This window comes from Streptomyces huiliensis, assembly GCF_020037025.1.
Taxonomy (GTDB): Bacteria; Actinomycetota; Actinomycetes; order Streptomycetales; family Streptomycetaceae; genus Streptomyces; species Streptomyces huiliensis.
In genome coordinates this window covers 20,087-40,356 of record NZ_JAIQLH010000040.1, presented here as the reverse complement: position 1 = coordinate 40,356, position 20,270 = coordinate 20,087, and the positions used below count along the sequence as shown (strand labels likewise).

16 protein-coding genes and 2 pseudogenes are annotated in these 20,270 nt (G+C 74.4%); 6 read left to right on the top strand and 12 right to left on the bottom strand.

Annotated features, from left to right (window positions below; all coding sequences use genetic code 11):
* Nucleotides 1-32: 32 nt before the first annotated feature.
* A complete protein-coding gene (locus JNW98_RS09130) occupies nt 33-1,811 on the bottom strand; it encodes an ABC transporter ATP-binding protein (RefSeq protein ID WP_223767611.1) in 1,779 nt (592 codons plus the stop codon).
* Nucleotides 1,808-3,673 (bottom strand): ABC transporter transmembrane domain-containing protein, encoded by a 1,866-nt coding sequence (locus tag JNW98_RS09125; RefSeq protein WP_223767610.1) that lies wholly within the window; start codon nt 3,671-3,673, stop codon nt 1,808-1,810. Before JNW98_RS09125 ends, JNW98_RS09130 begins: the two co-directional genes overlap by 4 nt.
* A gap of 179 nt (nt 3,674-3,852) precedes the next feature.
* On the opposite strand from JNW98_RS09125, the gene JNW98_RS09120 reads away from it, so the two are divergent.
* Complete coding sequence (locus tag JNW98_RS09120) at nt 3,853-5,478, top strand: peptide-N4-asparagine amidase (RefSeq protein ID WP_223767609.1); 1,626 nt, start codon at nt 3,853-3,855, stop codon at nt 5,476-5,478.
* A gap of 6 nt (nt 5,479-5,484) precedes the next feature.
* Here the strand turns inward: JNW98_RS09120 and JNW98_RS09115 are convergent, their stop codons facing one another.
* A complete protein-coding gene (locus JNW98_RS09115) occupies nt 5,485-5,934 on the bottom strand; it encodes a MarR family transcriptional regulator (protein ID WP_223767608.1) in 450 nt (149 codons plus the stop codon).
* Nucleotides 5,935-6,082: 148 nt separating this feature from the next.
* Here JNW98_RS09115 and JNW98_RS09110 point away from each other — a divergent pair, with 148 nt between their 5' ends.
* Nucleotides 6,083-7,888: an ABC transporter ATP-binding protein gene (locus JNW98_RS09110; RefSeq protein ID WP_223767607.1), complete on the top strand. Its 1,806-nt coding sequence runs from the start codon at nt 6,083-6,085 to the stop codon at nt 7,886-7,888.
* Nucleotides 7,889-7,991: 103 nt separating this feature from the next.
* Here JNW98_RS09110 and JNW98_RS09105 read toward each other — a convergent pair whose 3' ends face one another.
* Nucleotides 7,992-9,200 (bottom strand): SGNH/GDSL hydrolase family protein, encoded by a 1,209-nt coding sequence (locus JNW98_RS09105; protein ID WP_223767606.1) that lies wholly within the window; start codon nt 9,198-9,200, stop codon nt 7,992-7,994.
* A 114-nt stretch (nt 9,201-9,314) separates the two neighbouring features.
* Nucleotides 9,315-9,962 carry a LutC/YkgG family protein gene (locus tag JNW98_RS09100; RefSeq protein WP_504754559.1) on the bottom strand — a complete coding sequence of 216 codons (648 nt, stop codon included), beginning with the start codon at nt 9,960-9,962 and terminating at the stop codon, nt 9,315-9,317.
* On the opposite strand from JNW98_RS09100, the pseudogene JNW98_RS37050 reads away from it, so the two are divergent.
* Nucleotides 9,882-10,091, top strand: a pseudogene (locus tag JNW98_RS37050) (hypothetical protein); the annotation flags it as partial. The gene JNW98_RS09100 and the pseudogene JNW98_RS37050 sit on opposite strands and share 81 nt — an antisense overlap.
* Here the strand turns inward: JNW98_RS37050 and JNW98_RS09095 are convergent.
* From JNW98_RS09095 to JNW98_RS09080, 4 genes and pseudogenes are all read right to left on the bottom strand, one after another.
* Nucleotides 9,998-11,611, bottom strand: coding sequence for a lactate utilization protein B (locus JNW98_RS09095; RefSeq protein WP_223767604.1), 1,614 nt, complete (start codon nt 11,609-11,611; stop codon nt 9,998-10,000). The pseudogene JNW98_RS37050 and the gene JNW98_RS09095 overlap by 94 nt on opposite strands.
* Nucleotides 11,608-12,378, bottom strand: a pseudogene (locus tag JNW98_RS09090) ((Fe-S)-binding protein); the annotation flags it as partial. The gene JNW98_RS09095 and the pseudogene JNW98_RS09090, both read right to left, overlap by 4 nt.
* A 153-nt stretch (nt 12,379-12,531) precedes the next feature.
* The gene (locus JNW98_RS09085) at nt 12,532-13,632 is read right to left on the bottom strand and encodes an FAD-dependent oxidoreductase (RefSeq protein ID WP_372459194.1); all 1,101 of its coding nucleotides are present in this window, start codon (nt 13,630-13,632) and stop codon (nt 12,532-12,534) included.
* A 50-nt stretch (nt 13,633-13,682) separates the two neighbouring features.
* Nucleotides 13,683-14,282: a TetR/AcrR family transcriptional regulator gene (locus JNW98_RS09080; protein ID WP_223767601.1), complete on the bottom strand. Its 600-nt coding sequence runs from the start codon at nt 14,280-14,282 to the stop codon at nt 13,683-13,685.
* A gap of 48 nt (nt 14,283-14,330) precedes the next feature.
* Between JNW98_RS09080 and JNW98_RS09075 the strand changes: the two genes are divergently transcribed.
* Together JNW98_RS09075 and JNW98_RS09070 are read left to right on the top strand one after the other, a co-directional pair.
* Nucleotides 14,331-14,882: a GNAT family N-acetyltransferase gene (locus JNW98_RS09075; protein WP_223767618.1), complete on the top strand. Its 552-nt coding sequence runs from the start codon at nt 14,331-14,333 to the stop codon at nt 14,880-14,882.
* Between the two features lie 103 nt (nt 14,883-14,985).
* Nucleotides 14,986-15,408 (top strand): YjbQ family protein, encoded by a 423-nt coding sequence (locus tag JNW98_RS09070; protein WP_223767600.1) that lies wholly within the window; start codon nt 14,986-14,988, stop codon nt 15,406-15,408.
* 124 nt (nt 15,409-15,532) lie between these two features.
* Here the strand turns inward: JNW98_RS09070 and JNW98_RS09065 are convergent, their stop codons facing one another.
* The 3 genes from JNW98_RS09065 to JNW98_RS09055 all read right to left on the bottom strand — a co-directional run bounded on the left by JNW98_RS09065 (nt 15,533) and on the right by JNW98_RS09055 (nt 18,842).
* Nucleotides 15,533-16,459 (bottom strand): D-alanyl-D-alanine carboxypeptidase family protein, encoded by a 927-nt coding sequence (locus JNW98_RS09065; RefSeq protein WP_223767599.1) that lies wholly within the window; start codon nt 16,457-16,459, stop codon nt 15,533-15,535.
* A 236-nt stretch (nt 16,460-16,695) separates the two neighbouring features.
* Complete coding sequence (locus JNW98_RS09060; RefSeq protein WP_223767598.1) at nt 16,696-17,229, bottom strand: Lrp/AsnC family transcriptional regulator; 534 nt, start codon at nt 17,227-17,229, stop codon at nt 16,696-16,698.
* A gap of 110 nt (nt 17,230-17,339) precedes the next feature.
* Nucleotides 17,340-18,842 (bottom strand): FUSC family protein, encoded by a 1,503-nt coding sequence (locus tag JNW98_RS09055; protein WP_223767597.1) that lies wholly within the window; start codon nt 18,840-18,842, stop codon nt 17,340-17,342.
* Nucleotides 18,843-19,181: 339 nt separating this feature from the next.
* Here JNW98_RS09055 and JNW98_RS09050 point away from each other — a divergent pair, with 339 nt between their 5' ends.
* Nucleotides 19,182-20,234: a lactonase family protein gene (locus tag JNW98_RS09050; protein ID WP_223767596.1), complete on the top strand. Its 1,053-nt coding sequence runs from the start codon at nt 19,182-19,184 to the stop codon at nt 20,232-20,234.
* Nucleotides 20,235-20,270 lie beyond the last annotated feature (36 nt).

The following is a 20,270-nucleotide window of genomic DNA, read 5'->3' as shown; positions in this document are numbered from 1 at the left end:
TTCGCCTACCGCTGCCGCCGCGCGGCCTTCGCCTACCGCTGCCAGGACCGCCACAGCGCCGCGTACGTCCCGTCCGCCGCGACGAGTTCGTCGTGGCTGCCCAGTTCGCTGATCCGGCCGTCCTCCGCGACCGCGATCACGTCGGCGTCGTGCGCCGTGTGCAGCCGGTGCGCGATGGCCACGACCGTCCGCCCCTCCAGCACCCTGGCCAGCGAGCTCTCCAATCGCCGGGCCGCCCGCGGGTCCAGCAGCGACGTCGCCTCGTCCAGCACCAGCGTGTGCGGGTCGGCCAGGACCAGCCGCGCCAGCGCGATCTGCTGGGCCTGGGCGGGGGTGAGGGCGAGCCCGCCCGAGCCCACCTCGGTGTCCAGCCCCTCGTCCAGCGCCCGCGCCCACTCCTCGGCGTCCACCACCTTCAGCGCCGCCCACAGCTCCTCGTCCCCGGCGCCGGATCGGGCCAGCAGCAGGTTGTCGCGGAGCGAGCCGACGAAGACGTGGTGCTCCTGGTTGACGAGCGCCACGTGCCGACGTACCTCCTCGGCCGGCATCCGGGACAGCTCGGCGCCGCCCAGGGTCACGGCGCCGGCGCGCGGCGCGTAGATGCCCGCCAGCAGCCGTCCCAGCGTCGACTTGCCCGCGCCGGACGGGCCGACCAGTGCCACCCGCGTACCGGGCGGCACGTCCAGGGACACGTCGTGCAGCACGTCGTGCCCCGGGGCGTAGCCGAAGCGCACGTCCTCCGCCCGTACGGCCCGCCCCTCCGGCCGGACCGCCGCGTCGCCCCCGGCGGGCTCGATCTCGCGGACGCCCACCAGCCGGGCCAGCGACACCTGGGCCACCTGGAGCTCGTCGTACCAGCGCAGCACGATGCCCACCGGTTCGGTCAACATCTGGGCGAACAGCGCGCCGGTCGTCAACTGGCCGACCGAGATCCACCCTTGCAGGACGAAGACCCCGCCGAGGAGCAGTACCGAACCGGTCACGAGCGCGTGCGTCATGTTGACCACGGGGTAGAACACCGTGCGCAGCCAGAGGGTGTACCGCTCCCAGCGGGTCCACTCCAGGATCCGCCGGTCGGAGAGCGCGACCCGGCGCGCGCCCAGGCGGTGCGCCTCTATGGTGCGTCCGGCGTCCACCGTCTCCGCCAGGGACGCGGAGACCGCGGCGTAGCCCGCCGCCTCCGCACGGTAGGCGCGCGGGGCGCGCGGGAAGTACCAGCGGCAGCCGGCGATCAGCAGCGGCAGCGCCACCAGCACGGCCAGCGCCAGCGGCGGCGCGGTCACGGTCAGGGCGCCCAGCAGCAGTACGCCCCACACGACGCCGATGGCCAGCTCGGGGACCGCCTCCCGCATGGCGTTCGCCAGCCGGTCGACGTCGGTGGTGATCCGGGACAGCAGGTCGCCGGTGCCCGCGCGCTCCAGGACGCCCGGCGGCAGCCGCACCGAGCGGACGAGGAAGTCCTCACGCAGGTCCGCGAGCATCTCCTCGCCGAGCATCGCGCCGCGCACCCGCGTCATGCGGGTGAACAGCGTCTGTACGGCCAGGGCCACCGCGAACAGGGAGATCACCGGGCCCAGGCGGACGGCCGCGCCGTCCGACAGGTCCTCGACGAGGCCGCCCAGCAGGTACGGGCCCACCATCGACGCCGTCACGGCGACGGAGTTGACGACGACCAGCAGGACGAGCGCCCGCCGGTGCCTGCGCGCCAGTTCGCGTACGCAACGGCGTACGGTCGCCGGCCCGCCGACCGGCAGGGTGGTCGCGGACTCCGGGGCCGCCGGGTCGTAGGAGGGTGGTGCGACGCCGATCATTCCGATTCCCCGATCCGTCCGTCCGCTGATGTACCGCCCGCCCGGGTGAGGACGGCGTCCGGGGCGGTGTCCGGCGCGGCGTCCGGGGCGTCGTCCGGGGCGTCGTCCGTCGCGCGGGTGACCGCGGCGCGGTAGGCGCGGTCCGTGCGCAGCAGTTCGTCGTGCCGTCCCACGGCCACCACCCGTCCGTCCCGCACCATCACCACGCGGTCCGCACGGTCGAGCAGCAGCGGGCTGGAGGTGAACACCACCGTCGTGCGCCCCGCGCGCAGGGCGCGCACGCCCTCGCCGACCCGGGCCTCGGTGTGCGCGTCCACCGCCGACGTCGGCTCGTCCAGCACCAGCACCTCCGGATCCGCCACCAGGGACCGGGCGAGCGCCAGCCGCTGCCGCTGGCCGCCCGACAACGACCGGCCCCGCTCGGTGATGTGGGCGGCCATGGCCCCGGCCGACGGATCGGCCGAGGAGCGCTCCAGCGAGTCCAGGACGTCGTCGCAGCGCGCCGCCGCCAGCGCGGCCTCCGGCGAGACGCGGCCCGGGGCCGGTACGTCCAGCAGTTCGGCCAGGGTGCCGGAGAGCAGCACGGGGTCCTTGTCCTGCACGAGCACCGCCTCCCGGGCGGCCGCCAGTGGCACCCCGTCCAGGGGCACGCCGCCGAGCAGCACCGACGGCGTCCCGGCCGCGGCCTGCGGCGCGTGGCCGCCGAGCCGGTCGGCGAGCAGCCCGGCGGCGTCCGGGTCCCCGCACACCACGGCCGTCAACTCCCCTTCCCGGGCCCGCAGTCCCGTCACCGGGTCGTGGAGGTCGCCGCCGAGCGCGCGGCCGGCATCAGCGGCAGCATCGGCATCGGCGTCGGCCGGCTCGGCCGTGCGCCGCAGCGCCAGCAGCCGGGCCGCCCGTTCGGCCGAAGGCCGCGAGAAGGAGTACGCCATGGCCGCCTCCTCCACCTGCCGCAGCGGGAAGAGCAGGAACGTGACCACGCCGTAGACGGTCACCAACTCGCCGACGCCGACCCGGCCGTCGCGCACCAGCCCGATCCCGAGCCAGACGACGGCGATCATCAGCAGCCCCGGCAGCAGCACCTGCACCGCCGCGATCAACGCCCACATCCGGGCGCTGCGCACGGAGGCCCCCCGCACCTCCTGCGACGCCCGGCGGTACCGGGTGAGGAACAGCTCCTCGCCGCCGATGCCGCGCAGCACCCGCAGGCCCGCGACCGTGTCCGAGGCCAGCTCCGTGGCGTGCCCCGCCAACTCCCGCTGCTCGTCCGCCCGGCGCGTCGCCGGCGGCAGCAGCGGCAGGACGGCGAGCACCAGCAGCGGCACGCCGACCGCCACCACCGCGCCGAGGACCGGCTGGTAGAAGACCAGGCCCACGCAGACGGCGAGCGTGGTGACCACCGCCGAGAGGAACCGCGACTGGGTCTCCACGAACCAGCCGATGTGCTCCACGTCCGCCGTCGAGACCGTGACGACCTCACCGGCGGCGACGCGCCGCGTCAGCGCAGAGCCCAACTCGGCCGCCTTGCGGGCCAGCAACTGCTGCAGCCGGGCCGCGGAGGTGATCCAGTTGGTGACGGACACCCGGTGGAGCATGGTGTCGCCTAGCGCGGTGAGTGCGCCCAGCAGCAGCATCAGGCCGCCCGCCGCCGCCAGCCGGGAGCCCGAGCGGTCGACCACGGCCTGCACCGTCATGCCCACGGCCAGCGGGAACAGGGCCACGGCGGCCATGTGCAGCACCCCCCACCCCAGGGCCGCCAGTTGCCCGCCCAGCTGGCGGCGGCTCAGCCACCAGAGCAGGCGGGGGCCGGAGCGGGCGTCCGGCACTCCGGGATCGGCATAGGGAAGATCGGCAATACGCATGACGTCCCAAGGGCGCGAAGGGGGAGGGGAAGAAGGGGAGCCGTGACAGCGTCGCCCCGCCACCACGCCGAGTTCAACCGAATTTCCGCCGTCCCGGTACGCCGGTCCGGCACTCCACGCAAGGATCAGGCCAAAGGTCTACTGGTGCGCCGCGCGCCGACGCGCTTCACTCCTGCCGCATGAGACGACTGTTGCGCGCACTGTGCGTCGGGGCCGCGGCCCTGGCCCTGGGCACCGGACCGGCCGTGGCCGCCGGACCGCCGGAACCGCCCGCCGAGTTCGGCACCGACTGGCACGACCCCGTCACCGCCGCGCCGCCGGTGGCCGTACCGGGCACCACCTCCTGCACCGTCACCCTCGCGGACACCGAATTCCGCGACTACACGCCCTACAAGAGCACCTACACGCCCCCCAAGGGCTGCGGCGACCGCTGGAACAAGGTCGTCCTGCGCCTCGACGGCTCGGTCGCCGGACGCCAGTACGACCGCCTCGGCTACCTGCGCGTCGGCGGCGTCGAGGTGCTGCGCACCTCCACCCCAGAGCCGTCGCCGGACGGCATAGCCTGGAAGGTCGAGAAGGACGTCACGCGGTACGCCGCCACGCTGCGCTCCCCGCAGCCCGTCGAGATGCTCATCGGCAACCTCGTCAACGAGACGTACACCGGCGTCATCAAGGTCAAGGCGACGCTGACCTTCCACGCCGCCGAGGGCCGGGCGCGCCCGGCCGCCGCCCCCGACCGGGTGCTGACGCTCGACGGCGCCCACGAGGCGGGCACGGCGTACGAGGGCACGGTGACCACGCCGCGCAACAGCGAACGGATCGTCGCCGAGGTCTACGCGACCGGATCCGGCGGCGGCTGCGAGGAGTTCTGGTACCTCACCGTGCCGGACGCGGCGCCGTACTCCTGCAAGGCCGCCGACGGGCCGTACCGCGAGGTCCGGGTGGCCGTCGACGGCCGGCTCGCGGGGATCGCCGCCCCGCACCCGACCATCTGGACCGGCGGCTGGTCCAACCCCTTCCTCTGGTACGTGATCCCGGCCCCGCGCGCCTTCGACGTGCGCCCGCTGGAGTACGACCTCACCCCGTTCGCCGGGCTGCTCAACGACGGCCGGCCGCACCGGATCACCGTCTCGGTCGCCGGGGTCCCCGCCGGGCAGAGCGGCTGGAGCACCCCCACCAACATCCTCGTCTGGCAGGACGCCAAGGCGTCCCGCGTCACCGGGGCGCTCACCGGGCACACCGAGACCACGCCCGAGAACGACACGGCGTACACGCCCGGTGCCACCCACCGGTTCACGGCGAAGGGCGGCCACTCCCTGACCGTCTCCGGATACCTCGACACCTCGCACGGCAGGGTCGCGACCACCGTGCGCCGCGCGGTCGGGGCCGACTCCGCGCACCACTGGACCGAGGGCGAGGCGACGGACGGGCTGCGCGCCCGGTGGACCGACGACGAGACGGTCACCGTCCGCGGCCGCGGCCCCGCCACGGCCACCCGCACCCAGCGCGCGTACACCCTCGACGGCGAGATCACCGGGGCCACCGGGCCGCGCCTGCGGACGGTGCTGACGACGGGTGACCGCGCCGAGAGCGTCACCCTGCGCGGCGGCGTACGGACCGGGTGGTCGCGGCTGGACGACACGTACACCGGCGACGCCGCGTACAACCAGAACGTGCCGCGCGACCAGCGGCACGCGACCGGCGTCTCGCGCGAGCGCTACCGTCTGACCGGGCCGGGCCTCTGCCACGACCGGACGATCGCGACAGCCCAGGGCGCGCTCACGGAGGACCGGAGCCGCTGCTGACGCCGGTCAGCGCGGCGGGTGGCGGGGGAGCTGCCCCCGCATGAGCTCGTCCAGCAGGCCGCCGAGCAGCTCCCGCTGCTCGGCGGTCAGCGGGGACAGGATCTCCTCCACCGCGGCGCGCCGCGCCTCGCGCATCGCGCGCAGGGTCTCCCGGCCCCGCTCGGTGAGCTCGATCCTTATGACCCGGCGGTTGGAGGGGTCGGGGACGCGGCGCACCGCGCCGTACGCCTCCAGGGCGTCGACGAGGGTGGTGACCGCCCGGGGCACCACCTCCAGCCGCTCGGCCAGGTCGGCCATGCGCGGCGGCTCCTCGCAGTGCGCGACGGACCGCAGCAGGCGGGACTGGGCGGGCGTGATGCCGACCGGGTCCAGATAGCGCTTCTGCGCGCGATTGAGCCTTCGGGTCAGCCGCAGGAGCTGTTCGGCGAGCTGTCCGGACGTGTCGGGGACGGTCATCGGGCCAGATTAGCAAGAGCAAGTGCATTGTGAGCATAGGTAACAGTGAGCTATGCTCTCATCGAAGCTCGGCGACCGTCATCGGCCATGAGGCCGCCAAGTGACGGAACCGCCGTGCGCCGACACCGCGACGCGCCGAAGGAGCCCCTTGCGTCCCCACGAACCCGAATGGACCCCACCACCCCCCGACCCCGAACAACCCGCCCAAGTCCGGCGCATCCTGCGCCTCTTCCGCCCCTACCGCGGCCGCCTCGCCTTCGTCGGGCTGCTCGTGGCCGCCTCCTCCCTGGTCACCGTGGCCTCGCCGTTCCTGCTGCGGGAGATCCTGGACGTCGCCATCCCCGAGGGCCGTACGGGCCTGCTCACCCTGCTGGCCCTCGGCATGATCGCCGCCGCGGTCGTCACCAGCGTCTTCGGCGTGCTCCAGACCCTGGTGTCCACCACCGTCGGCCAGCGGGTCATGCACGACCTGCGGACGGCCGTCTACGCCCGGCTGCAGAGCATGCCCCTCGCCTTCTTCACCCGGACCCGCACCGGCGAGGTGCAGTCCCGCATCGCCAACGACATCGGCGGCATGCAGGCCACGGTCACCTCCACTGCCACCTCGCTGGTCTCCAACCTCACCAGCGTCGTCGCCTCGGTCGCCGCCATGCTCGCCCTGGACTGGCGGCTGACCGCCGTCTCGCTGCTCCTGCTGCCGCTCTTCGTCTGGATCAGCCACCGGGTGGGCCGCGAGCGCAAGAAGGTCGCCTCGCAGCGGCAGAAGCAGATGGCCTCCATGGCCGCGATCGTCACCGAGTCGCTCTCCGTCAGCGGCATCGTCCTGGGCCGGACCATGGGCCGGGCCGACTCGCTCACGGCAGCCTTCGGCAAGGAGTCCGAGCGCCTGGTCGACCTGGAGGTCAGGGCCAACATGGCCGGCCGCTGGCGGATGTCCACCATCGGCATCGTCATGGCCGCCATGCCCGCGCTCCTCTACTGGGCGGCCGGCCTCTCCCTGGAGACCGGCGGGCCCGCCCTGTCGATCGGCACCCTCGTCGCCTTCGTCTCCCTCCAGCAGGGCCTGCTGCGCCCCACCGTCGCCCTGCTGTCCACGGGCGTCCAGGTGCAGACGTCCCTCGCCCTCTTCCAGCGCATCTTCGAGTACCTCGACCTCCCGGTGGAGATCACCGAACCCGAGCACCCGGTCCGCCTGGAGAAGATCCGCGGCGAGGTCCGCTTCGAGGACGTCGACTTCGCCTACGACGGCCCGGACGCCGCCCGGTCCACCCTCACCGGCATCGACCTGACCGTCCCCGCCGGCGGCAGCCTGGCCGTCGTCGGCCCGACCGGCTCCGGCAAGAGCACCCTCGGACAGCTGGTACCCCGGCTCTACGACGTCACCGGCGGCCGCGTCCTCATCGACGGGGCCGACGTCCGCGACCTCGACTTCGACACCCTCAGCCGCGCCGTGGGCATCGTCTCCCAGGAGACCTACCTGTTCCACGCCTCCGTCGCCGACAACCTGCGGTTCGCCAAGCCGGACGCCGACGACGACGAGATCCGCGCCGCCGCCGAGGCCGCCCAGATCCACGACCACATCGCCTCCCTGCCCGACGGCTACGACACCCTCGTCGGTGAGCGCGGACACCGCTTCTCCGGCGGCGAGCAGCAGCGGCTGGCCATCGCCCGCACCATCCTGCGCGACCCGCCCGTCCTCATCCTGGACGAGGCCACCTCCGCCCTGGACACCCGCACCGAACAGGCCGTGCAGAAGGCCATCGACGCGCTGTCCGAAGGCCGTACCACCATCACCATCGCGCACCGCCTCTCCACCGTCCGCGACGCGGACCAGATCGTGGTCCTCGACGGCGGGCGCATAGCCGAGCGGGGGACGCACCGCGAACTCCTCGCCGCCGACGGACGGTACGCGGCGCTGGTGCGCGGCGACGCCCGCCTCGCGGTGCCGGTCTGAACGCGCAGTGCCGGTCTGAACGCGCGTGCCGGTCCGAGCGGAACGCCCGCGGGCCGCGGGGCCGTTCGCCACGGCCCCACCCGCCGGCATCCCCGGTTCCCCCTCAGAGCGCGGCGAGGTCCACCGCCTCCGCCATCAGCCGGTACCCCGCGTCGCCCGGGTGCTTCCGGTCGCCCGAGTCGTGGACCGGCGACAGGACTTCGGGGTCCTCGGCCGAGGCCAGGACGGCGGCGAAGTCCGCCACCGCGTCGAACTCGCCCGACGTACGGATCCACTCGTTGACCGCCACGCGCTTCGCCTCCGCCCGCGGCGTGTGGTACTCGGAACCCTTGAAGGGGAGGATGGTCCCGCCGATCACCTTCAGTCCGCGCTCACGGGCCCGCCGGATCAGCTCCCGGTAGCCGGCGATCAGCTCCTCGGCCGACACGTCCACCGACGGCTTGTACAGCGGCAGGTCGACCTCGCTGAAACCGATGTCGTTGAGACCGACGTGCACGATCACCGCGCGCACCCCGGGCTTGTCGAGCACGTCCCGCTCCAGCCGCGCGGCGGGCCGCTCGCCGAACGACGGGGAGTCGTGGAGCAGCAGGTTGCCCCCGATCCCGGAGTTGAGCACGGCCCACGGCCGGCCCGCCGCCGCCAGCCGCTCGGCGAGGGCGTCCGGGTAGCGCCCGTTCGTCCCCACGGAGGAGCCGAAGCCGTCCGTGATCGAGTCGCCCAGGGCCACGACCGCCCCCTCGGCCGCGCCCTCCCCGGCCAGCTCGATGTCGGACAGCAGGTACCAGGAGTGCGTGACCTCGTCGAAGCCCGCCCCCGAAGCATCCCCCGTCCGATCACCCGCGGCGCGGTAGGTCTCCGCCCACGCCTGCGAGTGGAAGGTCACGGGACCCGTCGGAGCATCGAAGTACAGGGACAGGGCCACGGAGTCGAAGGCCGCCACCCGCAGCTCCACCGGATCGCTCACCGCCTCGCCGCCCGCCGGTATCCGCACCGACGGCGCGCCGCCGAAGGTGAGGGCCCGCCGCGACTCCGGCCGGACCGCGGCCCCGCCCGCGCTCAGCGCCAGCGCAGCCCCGTCCACGGTCAGCGGCCCGGTGCCGTAGCGGTGGGACAGCCGGACGCGGACCGACGTGCCGCCGCCCGTCACCCGGACGACCTGGCGCACGGACTGCCGCGCGAACCCCGTCTCCGACCAGTTCTCCCCGAAGCCGGCACTGGGCCGCTGCACCGCCGCCGCCCACCCGGCCGCCCAGGCCGTCCGCGCCTCGCCGGCCGCCGTCGTCCCCGTGTGCTCCGCTTCCCGAACCGTCATGGCCTTGCTCCTCGTTCGCGTGATCTCCGCTGACAAGGAAGAGCCTGCCGGTCCGGAGGCGGATCACCCAGACCCCGCCGCTTCGTACGCGCCCCGTGCGTACCACCGCCAGGGTCACCCTCGCGCCGGCTCCCCGGGAATACCGACGTCCCCGGCGACCAGTACGACGTCCAGCACCCGCGGCCCGTGCACGCCCTCCACCCGGTCCAGCTCGATGTCGCTCGTCGCCGACGGACCCGAGATCCACGTCAACGGCCGTGTGGGATCGAGGCGTTCGAGGGCCTGCGGAACGGAGTCCACGATCTGGTCCGCCGCCCGTACCACGCACACATGGTGGTCCGGGACGAGCGTGATACGCCGCCGCCCCTGGCCCGGGCCCCCGTCGAGGACGACGGTCCCGGTCTCCGCGACCGCCAGCGCGCACCCGGTGACGACGCTGTCCACGGCGTCCAGCTCACGCACCGTCAGCCCGGGGGAGTCGGCGACCACCTCCACGTCCGCCCCGGCCAGCCAGCCGTCCGGCAGCCCGGCCGGCACGGCCACCCGGCGGGCGCCCCGCCGGGCCAGCACCTCCCGGAGCAGCGCCGGCAGCCCGTCCGCGCCGGTGCGGTGGACCGTCGCCCGGTAGTCCGCCAGGTGCGCGGCGAGCAGGGCCGCCGACTCGGCGGGCGTCCGCCGGCCGTGGACCCGCAGGTAGTCGCGGGGCACGGGGTGGTCGCTCGGCCGCTCGTAGGCGGGGACGTCGGCGAGGGCCCGCCGCACCCGCCCGAGGACCCGCGCCCGGCTCGCGTCACCGCTCATCGGTCGCCTCCCTTGGAAGACTCGTGCGAGAACTCGTGCGAGAACTCGTGCGAGAACTCGTGCGAGAACTCGTGCGAGAACTCGTGCGAGAACTCGTGCGAGAACTCGTGCGAGAACTCGTGCGAGGACTCCTGCGAGGACTCCTGCGCTCGTGTCCGCGCCCACCAGTCCCGGAACGACTCCTCCGGGATCTCGGGCAGGTCCCGCCCGTCCGTCCACGCCCGGCCCGGACCCGGCAGCCGCCGGGGCGCGAACCGGGCCGCCCGGCCCGCGAGCCGGCGGCCGCGGCGGAGCAGCTCCGGCCGGTCCAGGGCCCAGGCGGCGCCCGCCACCACCCGCCGCTCCAAGGCATGCCGCCGGGCCGGGCGCACCACCGCCCGCGTGCCCCGGACGGTCGCCTCGCCGCCCTCCGCCACCCGTTCCCGCAGGTGGACGAGGACCTCAGGGATGTCGATGGCCACCGGGCACACCTCGTAGCAGGCCCCGCACAGCGAGGACGCGAAGGGCAGCGACTCCTCCAGCGGCCCCGCCAGGCCGCGCAGTTGCGGGGCGAGGATCGCCCCGATGGGACCGGAGTAGGGGGAGCCGTAGGCGTGCCCGCCGGCCCGCTCGTACACCGGGCAGACGTTGAGGCAGGCCGAGCAGCGGATGCAGCGCAGCGCCTGGCGGCCGACGGTGTCGGCCAGCGTGTCGGTGCGGCCGTTGTCCAGCAGCACCAGGTGGAAGGCGCGCGGCCCGTCGCCGTCCGTGGTGCCCGTCCACATCGACGTGTAGGGGTTCATGCGCTCGGCGGTGGAGGAGCGGGGCAGCACCTGGAGGTAGATCTCCAGGTCGCGCCAGGTGGGCACCACCTTCTCGATCCCTACGACGGAGATCAGCGTCTCGGGCAGGGTCAGGCACATCCGCCCGTTGCCCTCGGACTCGACCACCACCATCGTCCCGGTCTCCGCGACCATGAAGTTGGCGCCGCTCACGGCCACCTTCGCGCGCAGGAACTTCTCCCGCAGGTGCAGCCGGGCGGCCTCGGCGAGGTCGGCGGGCCGGTCGGTCAGCCCCTCGGGCGCGGGCCGTCCCCAGTCGGCCATCCGCTCGCGGAAGATCTCCCGGATCTCGTCGCGGTTCCGGTGGATGGCGGGGACGAGGAGGTGGGACGGCAGGTCGTCGCCCAACTGCACGATGAGCTCGGCGAGATCGGTCTCGTACGCCCGGACGCCGGCCGCCGCGAGGGCCTCGTTGAGGCCGATCTCCTGCGTCACCATGGACTTGACCTTGACGACCTCCCGTTCGCCGGTCGCCCGGACGAGCTCGGTGACGATCCGGTTCGCCTCCGCCGCGTCGGCCGCCCAGTGCACCGTCCCGCCCGCCGCGGTGACGCGCTCCTCCAGGCGGACGAGGTAGTGGTCGAGGTGGCGGAGGGTCCGCTCCTTGACGGCCGCGGCGGCGGCGCGGAGCTGCCGCCAGTCGTCGAGTTCGGCCACGGCGGCCGCGCGCCGGGCCCTGATGGTGCCGGTGGCGTGCTTCAGGTTGGCGCGCAGCCGCGCGTCGCGCGTGGAGACGGCGGCGGCGCGGGGGAAGGAGGGCATGCCGAGCGGTACGGGACGACCGGTCATCGGGCGGCTCCTTCCGGCCCGCCGGCCGTCCCCGGCCCGGTCGACGCCAGGATCTCCGCGATGTGCACCGGCCGCACCGCCGCTCCCCGCCGGGTGAGGATGCCACCGATGTGCGCCAGGCACGAGTTGTCCGCCGCGCAGAGGGCCGCCGCACCCGTGGCGACGGCGGCGCGGGCCTTGTCGGTGCCCATGGCGACGGAGACGGCGGCGTTCTTGACGGCGAACGTCCCGCCGAAGCCGCAGCACTCCTCGGCGCCCGCCAACTCCCGCAGTTCCAGGCCCTTGACCCGCTCCAGCAGCCGCCGCGGCCGGTCGCCCAGGCCCAACGCGCGCAGTCCGTGACAGGTGGGGTGGTAGGTGACGGTGTGAGGGTAGTGGGCGCCGACGTCCGTCACCCCCAGGACGTCCACCAGGTATTCCGTCAGCTCGTAGGTGCGCGGCACGACCTCGGCCACCGCCTCCGTCAGCCCGTCGTCCCGGCCCTCGGCCGCCGCCCGGGCCGCGATCCGGGGGTACTGCTCCCGGACCATGGCGGCGCAGGAGGCGGACGGCGTGACGATGTGCTCGTACCCCCGGAAGGCGGCGGCGTAGCGGCGCACCAGCGGCTCGGTCGCCCGCCGGTAGCCGGTGTTGAAGAACGGCTGCCCGCAGCAGCTCTGTTCCGCCGGGAACCCGACGCGCACCCCCAGCCGCTCCAGCAGCGTGACCACGGCCCGTCCGGTCTCCGGATACACCATGTCGTTGACGCATGTGACGAAAAGTCCGACGGCTGGTGCCCCCGGATCTCCGGGAGGACCGGGCGTACGGCGGGGACCACGAGGACCACGGGAGCGTCGCAGCATGAGACGCATGCTACGGATCAGGGTCGGGCGACGGAACGGGCACGGCCCGCGGCGCCTTTCCGGCGCGGCCCAGCCTGCTCATCCCACCGCCACGGCCTCCCGCACCGAAGCGTCCTCCGCGGCGAGCAGCGCGCGGATCTCCCGCACCGCGCTCCGCCCGGCCCGGTTGGCGCCGATGGTGCTCGCCGACGGCCCGTAGCCGACGAGGTGGATCCGCGGGTCGCGGACCACGCGCGTGCCGTCGAGGCGGATGCCACCACCGGGCTCCCGCAGCCGCAGCGGCGCCAGGTGGTCGAGCGCGGCCCGGAACCCGGTGGCCCACAGGATGACGTCGGCGGAAACGGTCCTGCCGTCGGCCCAGGCGACGCCGTCGGGGGTGACGCGGTCGAACATCGGCAGCCGGTCGAGGACGCCGGTCTCCCGTGCCCGTGCCATGGCGGCGGTCATCGGCAGCCCGGTGACCGACACCACGCTGCGCGGCGGCAGCCCCTTGCGGACGCGCTCCTCCACCAGCGCCACGGCCTCCCGGCCGCGGTCCTCGTCGAACGGCCCCTCCCGGAACAGCGGCGGGCGCCGCGTGACCCACGTGGTGGCCGCCGCCACCTCGGAGATCTCCAGGAGGTGCTGGACGGCGGACGTGCCGCCCCCGACGACCACCACCCGCAGGCCCGCGAACGCCTCCGGACCCGGATAGCGGGCGGTGTGCAGCTGACGGCCCCGGAACAGCTCCTGCCCGGGATAGCGCGGCAGGAACGGTCGGTCCCAGGTGCCGGTGGCGTTGATCAGCGCCCGCGCCGACCACACGCCCGCGGACGTCTCGACGCGCAGCCGCCCGGCGCCGTCCTCTTCCGGGGAGCGGACGGCCCGTACGTCCACGGGCCGCCGCACCCGCAGGCCGAACTCCGCCTCGTACGCCGCGAAGTAGTCCCCGATCACCTCGGACGACGGCCGGGCGTCGTCCGCGCCGGTCAGCGGCATCCCGGGCAGTGCGTGCATCCCGTGCACCCTGCCGTACGTCAGCGTCGGCCACCGGTACTGCCAGGCGCCGCCGGGGCGCGGCGCGTGGTCCAGCACGACGAAGTCCCGGCCGGGCTCGTGACCGGCGCGCCGCAGGTGGTAGGCGGCGGCCAGGCCGGCCTGGCCCGCGCCCACGACGACGACGTCCACGGACCGCACCATTTCGTTCATGCTTCTACGAACGAGCCCGCCGGCGGATCTCTTCCCGGGCCTCAGGGCCGGGCCGGCGCGGCGCTCAGCCCGGCCAGGTAGGCGTCCAGCAGCTCGGTCTGCCGGTCGGGCGGGAACGCCGCCGGGTCGAACAGGGCCTGCACCACCAGCCCGAGCGCGAAGGCCTGGGCGCCGGCCGCGATCCCCTCCGGATCCCCGGGCGGCAGTTCGCCGAGCTCCTGGGCCGCGGCGACGAGTTCGCGCAGCTTCTCGCGGCCGCGCGCGTACCGCTCCGCGTGGCCCGCGCTCAGCCCGGGGTCGGCCAGCGCGGTGTCCCAGGAGGACACCCAGACGCGGTTGCCGGCCGTGGCGGCCGGGGTCAGCGGCAGGATGTCGAGCAACGCCGCGCGTACGGCGGGCAGGCCGCGGGCCGCGACGCGGCGCGGCCGGGCGGCGCTCCGCCGGTCGAGCAGGTCGAGGGCGTGCGCCAGCAGGTCCCGCTTGGCGGGGAAGTAGTGGGTGAGCAGGCCGGTGGTCGCGCCCATCTCGGCGGCGACCGCGCGCAGGGTCAGCCCGTCGAAGCCGTGCGCGGCCAGCACCCGCCAGACCGCTTCGGAGACCTCGCGGCGCCGGGCTTCATGATCACCCTTGGTTCGTGGCATGCTGCCACCGTACATAACCGTAACGCTTGTTGTGTGAATGGGGTCATCATGTTCTCCCTCCCGCTGCGGGACGACGCCGTGCTCCGCCCGCTGGACGTATGGCACGCCGAGGAGTTCGCCGCCCACCTGGACCGGGCCCGCGAGCACATCCGGCCCTGGGTCGGGCCCGCCTTCGTCACGGACGACCTGGACGGCGCGCGCGCCACGCTGCGCCGCTACGCCGAGCGCCGGGCCGCGGACCAGGCCGGCCTGTACGGCATCTGGCGGGACGGCACCCTGGTCGGCGGCGTGATGTTCGTGGAGTTCAGCACCGCCATGGGCTCCTGCGAGATCGGCTGCTGGCTGGAGCCGGCCGGCGAGGGCCACGGCCTGATCACCGCGGCCTGCGCCACCCTGCTCGACTGGGCCCTCACCACCCGCGGCCTGCACCGCGCCGAGTGGCGCTGCCGTGCCGACAACGCCCGCAGCTCCGCGGTGGCCGAACGGCTCGGCATGACGCTGGAGGGCGTCCAGCGCGACTACTGGCCCTACGAGGGCGCCCGCTACGACAAGCAGTACTGGGCGATCCTCGCGCCCGAATGGCGCGCCCGCCGCGCCTGATCCGCAGGTTTTCGGCTTGCCCCGGTTCGCCGCGGTTCGCCGGGGTTCGCCTCGGTGTGCCTCGGCTTGCCGATCTCCGGCCGGTGCGGGTAAGGGGTGGTGCATGACCGACACCTTCACCACCCGCACGGTGGACATCACGACCGGCTCCACCGAGACCGTGTACGACCTCACGGACCACTGCGCCCGCTTCCTGCGGGAGGTGGCGGCAGGCCGGGACGGCCTGCTCAATGTATTCACGCCGCACGCGACCGCCGGGCTCGCGGTGCTGGAGACCGGCGCGGGCAGCGACGACGACCTGCTGGCCGCCCTCCGCGACCTGCTGCCGAAGGACGACCGCTGGCGGCACCGGCACGGCAGCCCGGGCCACGGCCGCGACCACGTCCTGCCCGCCTTCGTCCCGCCGCACGCCACGCTGCCGGTCGTCGGCGGCGAGCTGGAGCTGGGGACGTGGCAGAGCGTCGTCCTCGTCGACACGAACGTGGACAATCCGCACCGGAAGGTGCGGCTCTCGTTCCTCGGCTGACGCGGACCTGACGCATTCGGCCCGAAGAGCCGGAGGAACCGGCCGGGCCCACGGCCGGGGCGGCGTGCCGCGGCGGCCCGCAGGGGGGCCGCCGTCCGCGCGCCGTCCGGCCGAGGGCGGCGGCTCAGTCCTGCTGGGCGAAGCTGGGCAGCTTGCGCATCTTCACCTGCGAGGAGGTGTTGAACGACCAGTCGAGCATCTTGACCGCGTCGGGGTAGCGCTTGGTCGGGTCGTTGAGGATCACGCCCACGACCGTGCGCTTGCCGCGCTGGGCGGCGAACACCAGGCACGGACCGGCGGCCGTGCCGGTGCCGGTCTTGATGCCGATGGCGCCCTTGTAGGACCCCAGCAGCTTGTTGGTGTTGTACCAGGTGTACGTGCGGTTGACGTTCGTCGCCTTCTGGCGGGTGCTGGTCGCCTTGACGACCGTGGCGAACGTGCCGTTGCCCATCGCGTGCCGGGCGAGCTTGGCGATGTCGCGCGGGGTGGAGACGTTCGACCCCGCCTGCGATATGCCGTCGAACGAGTCGTACTTGGTGTTCTTCATGCCGAGCGCGGCGGCCTTCTTGTTCATCTGGGCGATGAACGACTTGGTGCGCGCGGCCTCGGTCTTGCCGGTGCCGAAGGTGTTGGCGAGCGCGTACGCCGCGTCGCAACCGGAGGGCAGCATCAGGCCGTAGAGCAGCTGCCGGACCGTCAGCTTGTCACCGGTGCGCAGGTCGGCGGTGCTCGCGCCGTTCTTCGCCACGTAGTCCCGGTAGGACTTCTTGATGGTGATCTGCTTGTTCAGGTTGACGCCCCGCGTGTCCAGGACCACGGCGGCCGTCATGATCTTGGTGGTGCTGGCCATCTGCCGCTTGGTGTCGGCATCCTTCGCCCACAGCTGCTTGTTGGCACCGCTGTCGAGCAGGAACGCGCCCTTGGCGGCGATGCCCGCCGGGCCGGTCGCCGCCTCGGCCGTGGCCGCGGGCACGGCGACCGCGAACGCGGCGGTCGACGCGGTCACCGCGGCCCCCCACCGGCGGACCCGTCTTCCCCCAGTTTGCTGCATAGTGCGTCTCATTCCTCACGAGGTGTCCCGGGCCTCTCATGGCCGGGTGGAACCCCCAGATCCTCCCACCCTTCCGCGGCACGGCGGAAACCCGGGCACCACAGCGGCGGCCACCGGGCGACGGACGGCCGGGAGACGCGGGAAGCGGTGCCTGCGACCGGACGTGAGGGCCGGTCAGACGGCCGGTCAGACGGCCGGCCGGGCGGCCGGTGGGACGGCCGGAGCCGGCGCGGACGTCATACGCCGCCGTCGGCCGCGGGGGCGGCGGAACGCCCTCGGGAGCGGCCCGTGTCCTTCCGGCGGACGTCCTGCTCCACGGCGCGCAGCAGGCCCGTCATCCGGTAGGGGACGCGTTCGCGCAGCGCCATCTCGGTGCGGGTGCGCACCACGCCGGGGAACTGCACCAGCCGCTGGATGACGTCCTCCAGATGGGCGGCGTCGCGGGCGACGACCCGTGCCATCAGGTCGCCGCCGCCGGTGATGGAGAACGCCTCTATGATCTCCGGGACTTCCGCCAGCGCGTCCGACACCGGGTCGAGGTGGCCCTGCGTCACCTCGATGTGCACGAAGGCCAGTACGGGGTGGCCGAGCGCGGCGGGGGACAGCCGGGGGCCGGTCCCGGTGATCACGCCGTCCCGCTCCAGCCGGTCGAGCCGGGCCTGGAGGGTGCCGCGCGCGATGCCCAGCAGGCGGGCGTACTCCCGTGCGCTGGTCCGTGGCTGCTCCAGCAGGAGGCGCAGGATCCTGGTGTCCAGGGCGTCTACAGCCATCGGCTGACACTCCCTCGTACTCGGGTGCCGGGCGGTCACTGTACCAATGGCTCAGCCCGCCACCCGTGGCCGGGCGGCGGGCTGAGCCGATGGGCGTTCGAACGGTCCTCTCAGGCCTCCCGCAGCGGCGAGCGCGGGCTGCTCAGGACGGGACCGGCGAGGTTCGCGACCGCCCGCTCCAGGTCGTGCAGGTGGGCGAGGGCCCGCTCCGCGCCCGGATGGTGCTGCGGGGCCGCGAGACCGAGGTCCGCGGCCGAGGCCGGTGCCTCCGCCGCGGGCAGCAGGGCGCGCAGGGCCGCCTCGACGCGCTGGCAGGCGGCGGTCAGCCGGGCGTCGTGCGAGGCGTCCGGGTCGGCGGCGACCTCGGCCAGGCCGCGCGCCTGCCGCACGCAGTCGTCCAGGTGCGCCGTCACCTGCCGGGCGCGCTCCTTGCGCGCCCGCAGCGGGCTGAGCGGGTGCAGCAGCGGCGCGAGCGAGATCCGCACCCGGGCCAGCAGCAGCTCCAGCTCGGCGACGTACGGCGCCGGGTCGGCGGACGCCTCCCCGGCCAGCCGCCGCGCCGACTCGGCGGTGCAGTGCCGCACGGCCAGCATGGCCCGGCGGATCCAGGCGTCGGTGGCGGCATGCGTCGTCACGGGCAGCACCAGCGCGACCGCGAGGGCCGAGGCCGCCGCGCCCACGAGGGTCTGCTCGAAGCGCAGGAGCAGCAGACCGGGGTGGAGGACGCCCAGCAGTCCGTACAGCAGGGACGCCATGACGGTCACGAAGAACATCATCCAGCTGTAGGAGGGGGCGGCCGTGTAGAAGATGCCGAAGACGCAGAGCGCGACCAGGACGGCGGTCGGCGCGGGCGCGCCGTGCAGCGGCACCGCGACGACCAGGCCGACGGCGATGCCCGCCACCGTGCCCACCACCCGGCGGAAGCCCCGGACCAGGGTCTCCCCGCGCGAGGCGGTGTTCACGAAGATCCACCACGCGGTGCCGACGGCCCAGTACCAGCGCTCGTCCGAGACCAGATGGCCGACGCCCAGGGCCAGCGCGCACGCGAACGTGTTCTGGAACGCCTGCCGGGTCGTCGGACGCGCCAGACCGCGCGCCGCCGCGGGAGCGGGGACGGCGACCGGCGGCAGCCGCCGCTCCCAGCACCAGAGCCCGAAGCGGACCAGCGCCGACGAGGCGAGGGCCAGTGCCATGGCCGCGTACAGCTCCGGCAGCCCCTCGGGCACGGCGTGCAGGAACTGCGCCATGAAGAACATCATGAAGCCGAAGATGCCCAGGGCCTGGCCGCGGGGGCCCCAGCGGCGCGCGTACACCCCGGCGAGGACGACGCCGAGGAACGCCGTGTCCCGCGCGACGGGGAGGTCGTGCAGGACGGTCGCGAGCGCGAGCACGGGGGCGCCCACCGCGGGCAGCCACGCCGTCGTGACCGCCTGGTCGCGGACCCGGGCGTCGGTGACGGTGAAGAGGGCCAGCAGCGCGGTGAGGCCGCCGGCGATGGTGGCGCCGATGGAACCGGTCGCCAGGTGCGAGACCGCCACGGCCAGGCCCACGCCGAGGACGGCACGGGCCGCGCTCCGCAGCCGGACGCGCCCCGGATCCGGGGCCGCGAACATCCTCTTCAGCTTCCTCCACCTCTTCTCTTCCGATCGCGTCGTGCGATCGCCTCGTGATCGGTGTCCGATCGAGCGCACAAAAGAGGCGCCGCGGAGATCCCGCAGCGCCATTGACGGGTTCATCAAAGCATCCGCGGGCCATATGGCTCAAGAGATGGCTGGGGAAGTGGGCCATCGGCCCGCTTTTACCGCCGGGTAACCCGCTGTGCGCAGGGCCAACGGACCAGCCGCGGGGCGGCCCCGGCCGGGGTGGCGCCGGGCGTTGTCAGTGGCGCCCTGTAGCGTCTGGGCCATCGACGTGACGGGGACGTGATGGGGACACGAGGGGGAGGGACCGCGATGACGGCCACCGGACGGCGCGAACGGCGCGCCTACATCGGCTCGTTCACGAGGGCGGGAGGCCCGGGGATCACCGTGGCGCACGTGGACGGTGAGACGGGTGCGCTGACCCCCGTCCACTCCACCGCCGTCGCCGCGGACCCCTCGTTCCTGGCCCTGTCGGACGACGGGAACGTGCTGTACGCGGTGGGGGAGACCGAAGGGGGCACGGCCACGGCCTTCTCGCTCGCCGACCCCGACCGGCCGGAACCGCTCGGCCCGGCCGTGCCCGTCGAGGGCGACGCGCCCACCCACCTCGCGCTCGCCGGAGCCTGGCTGTTCACCGCCAACTACCGCTCCGGAAGCGTCAGCGCCCTGCCCGTCGCCGGAGACGGCAGCCTCGGCGCGCCCAAGGCGGTCCTACGGCACCAGGGCAGCGGCCCGGTCGCCGCGCGGCAGGCGGGCCCGCACGCCCACGCCGTGGCGCCCGACCCCACCGGCCGCTGGCTGCTCGCCGTGGACCTCGGCACCGACTCCGTCCACCTCTCCGCGCTCGACCCCGCGACGGGCGAGCCGGTGCCCCACGGCGAGACGCGCCTCCGGCCCGGCAGCGGCCCCCGGACGCTCGTCTTCCACCCGAACGGCGACCGGACCTACGTCCTCAACGAGCTCGACGCGACGGTGACCGTCTGCCGCTGGGACGCGGGCTCCGGCGCGCTGGAGCCGCTGGAGACGACGTCCGTCGTGACCGCCGGCGCGCCCGACCCCACGTACCCGTCGACGCCCGTGCTCTCCGCCGACGGCCGGTTCCTGTGGGCGGCCAACCGCGGCGACGACACCCTCGCCACCCTCACCCTCGACCCCTCCGGGGACGGGCCCCGGCTGATCTCCACCGTGAGCTGCGGCGGGCACTGGCCGCGCCACCTCGCCGCCCACCCGGACGGGGGGCTGCTGTACGCGGCGAACGAGCGGTCGGGCGACATCACCTGGTTCGCGGTCGACCCCGGCACCGGCATACCGGAGCGGGCCGGCTCGGTCGCGGCGCCGGCCGCCTCGTGCGTGGTCTTCCGCTGAGCACCGGCGCGGGGGACACCCGGCCGTGAAACGCGG